The sequence below is a fragment of the Bradyrhizobium sp. SHOUNA76 genome (assembly GCF_023006445.1).
Lineage (GTDB): Bacteria > Pseudomonadota > Alphaproteobacteria > Rhizobiales > Xanthobacteraceae > Bradyrhizobium.
In genome coordinates, this window is sequence record NZ_JALBHA010000783.1 from 1 (window position 1) to 1957 (window position 1957).

A 1957-nucleotide genomic window follows, 5' to 3' on the forward strand; every position below is an offset into this window, starting at 1 on the left:
CTCGGGCGCATGCCGAGCGCGGGATCGGCGACGATGACGGGAATCTCGGGCCCGAGCCCCTGGCGCAGCGCCAGCGCCAGCGCAAGCCCTGCAAACGCGCCGCCACCAATGACAATGCTACCCTGTACCGACATACCCAAATTCCCGGCCAAATCCTGGTCTTGCTAGCAGACTTGAGGTGGGCGAAACAGTGCGGTGAAACAAGGGCGCTCCTTCCTGTCATTCCGGGGCGCAAAGCGCGAACCCGGAATCCGGAGGTTATCGGCTCTCGATTCCGGGTTCGATGCTCTGCATCGCTTCGGAATGACGACAATGCGAAAGCACCATCATGTCCAAAAGCCTGATCGACCTGATTTCGATCCTCGACCTCGAGCAGCTCGAGGTGAACCTGTTCCGCGGCAACAGCCCTAAGACGAGCTGGCAGCGGGTCTTTGGAGGCCAGGTGATCGGGCAGGCGATGGTTGCAGCCTGCCGCACGGTCGAGGGCCGGCTGCCGCATTCACTGCATTGCTATTTCGTCCTGCCGGGCGATCCGCAGATCCCGATCATCTACCAGGTCGAGCGCCTGCGCGACGGCAAGAGCTACTCGACACGCCGCGTCACGGCGATCCAGCACGGCAACGCGATCTTTTCGATCATGGTCTCCTTCCATGCCGAGGAAGAGAGTGCGTTCGACCATCAGGACAGGATGCCTGACGTGCCGCCTCCGGAAAAACTTACGGCGGAGGAGGTGGCGAAGCAGCCCATGTTCCGGGAGATGCCCGACTTCATCCGCCGCTACTATGAATCCGATCGCCCGATCGAGCTGCGCCCGGTCGAGCTCGGCCGTTATTTCGGCCAGAAGATCGACGACGGCCGCATTCACGTCTGGATCAAGACCGCGGCGACCCTGCCGGACGATCCGGCGCTGCACATGTGCGCGCTCGCCTACGCCTCCGACTTCTCGCTGCTTGATGCGATCATGGCGCGCTATGGCCGCACGCTGTTCGACAAGCGCATGATGCCCGCGAGCCTCGACCACGCGATGTGGTTTCACCGCCCCTTCCGCGCCGACGAATGGCTGCTCTATGCGCAGGATTCGCCGAGCGCGCGAGGCGGCCGCGGCCTCACCCGCGGCTCGATCTTCAAGCCTGACGGCACGCTGGTCGCCTCCGTCGCGCAGGAAGGCTCCGTGCGCGAGCGGAAGGGATAATCACCTCAAACGCGAGGTATCGCGTTCGAGGCTTTCCGGATCATGCACCAAGGGACCCGCGCGGAGCCAGCACGGTCTCCGATGCGAACCAGTTCATGATCCAGCGATACACCCACGGAATCGGGATGATCAGGCTGCACAGGATCGCGGCGACGATGCCCCGCCAGAGGATGCCGAGACCACTGCCCTTGAAGACAATCTCGCGCCGCGTGCCTTCGATGCTGCGGCAGAACCAGCGCAGCTGTGCCGCGGCGACCCAGGCCCAGCCGATGATGGTGATGATGGAAATCGCGAACAGCAGATTCCAGCCGATATAGGCCCAGATGGAGCCCGTGAAGCTCAAGCCCAACGGCTGCCCGTTGGAGGCGAGGTTCGCGATCAACCATTTGATCAGGAGCCAGTAGAGAACGATCTGCACGATGAACAGCAGATTGCTCAGGATCTGGCTGCCGATGAAGCCGATGACGATCGCCAGAACGATGAAGCCGAAGAACCAGGGCACCAGCGTCATCGCAGTGCCGGTGAAGCTGAGATTTGGCCGGCCGGGGACTTTGAAGCAGGGCACGATCCAGTTCGTGTACCAGACGAACAGCCACGGCACCGGAATGACGAAGCACGAGCCGATCACGAGCACCAGCGTGCGCCAGGTGAACTCGAGGATGCCGAAATCGACGGCCAGCGATCCTCCGCTGCCAGCCGCAGCGTAGCCGCTGGCGCCGCCGTAGGCGCTTCCGCCCATCATCGGCGGGCCCCCCGCCGGCATCA

2 protein-coding genes and 1 pseudogene are annotated in these 1957 nt (G+C 63.3%); 1 reads left to right on the plus strand and 2 read right to left on the minus strand.

The window, feature by feature from the left end:
- Positions 1–134 (minus strand): annotated as a pseudogene (locus MOV74_RS37050) (2-octaprenyl-6-methoxyphenyl hydroxylase); the annotation flags it as partial.
- A 194-nt stretch (positions 135–328) separates the two neighbouring features.
- Here MOV74_RS37050 and tesB point away from each other — a divergent pair.
- Positions 329–1192 (plus strand): acyl-CoA thioesterase II, encoded by an 864-nt coding sequence (gene tesB, locus MOV74_RS37055; protein ID WP_212082690.1) that lies wholly within the window; start codon positions 329–331, stop codon positions 1190–1192.
- Positions 1193–1232: 40 nt separating this feature from the next.
- On the opposite strand, the gene MOV74_RS37060 is transcribed toward tesB, so the two are convergent.
- On the minus strand, positions 1233–1957 hold a 725-nt coding region (locus tag MOV74_RS37060), incomplete at its 5' end, for a hypothetical protein (protein ID WP_246932344.1).

What these genes read in the sequence shown, in the direction of transcription:
- tesB (WP_212082690.1), top strand. Translation starts at nt 329, where the DNA reads ATGTCCAAAAGCCTGATCGACCTGATTTCGATCCTCGACCTCGAGCAG.